Origin of the sequence: Photobacterium sp. NCIMB 13483 (genome assembly GCF_003025475.1) — a bacterium.
Classification (GTDB): domain Bacteria; phylum Pseudomonadota; class Gammaproteobacteria; order Enterobacterales; family Vibrionaceae; genus Photobacterium; species Photobacterium piscicola.
Genome location: NZ_PYLV01000067.1, coordinates 1 through 574 on the forward strand (window position 1 = coordinate 1; position 574 = coordinate 574).

General features: G+C 45.1%; 3 tRNA genes. All 3 read left to right on the forward strand.

The features are described from left to right. The first annotated feature begins 51 nt into the window (after nt 1–51). The 3 genes from C9I86_RS19905 to C9I86_RS19915 all read left to right on the forward strand — a co-directional run bounded on the left by C9I86_RS19905 (nt 52) and on the right by C9I86_RS19915 (nt 318). Nucleotides 52–127 (forward strand) — tRNA-Val (locus tag C9I86_RS19905). Nucleotides 128–164: 37 nt separating this feature from the next. After that, a tRNA-Ala gene (locus C9I86_RS19910) sits at nt 165–240 on the forward strand. A 2-nt stretch (nt 241–242) separates the two neighbouring features. After that, nucleotides 243–318, forward strand: a tRNA-Glu gene (locus C9I86_RS19915). Nucleotides 319–574: the final 256 nt, after the last annotated feature.

Below are 574 nucleotides of genomic sequence, written 5' to 3' on the forward strand. Positions count from 1 at the left end.
TCGAATCCTGCACGACCCACCATCTTCTCCTCGAAGATGTAAAAAATCGGAGGGCGATTAGCTCAGTTGGGAGAGCACCTCCCTTACAAGGAGGGGGTCACTGGTTCGAGCCCGGTATCGCCCACCATCTTCTCTTCGGAGAACTTCTTTTGAAGTAAAATATTGGGGTTATAGCTCAGCTGGGAGAGCGCCTGCCTTGCACGCAGGAGGTCTGCGGTTCGATCCCGCATAGCTCCACCAATGTCCCGTTCGTCTAGAGGCCTAGGACACCGCCCTTTCACGGCGGTAACAGGGGTTCGACTCCCCTACGGGACGCCACTTTTTAAACGTATTTCTCTTAAGTAAAGAGAGTAAAGTGCTTTTAAAAAGTGGACGTCGAAAGATAGACACATGCTCTTTAACAATCTGGAAAGCTGACTAGTAAATTTAATCGAAAGATTGATTTTAAAAAATGTTTTTATTCTCTGAATAAAAACGAGTTCTCAAAACAACACACATTCAAGTGTCTTGTATCGAGTCCGGCGAAAAACCAATGTTTAATATTTTCTTGATCGGAGTATTAAACGCAAACCTT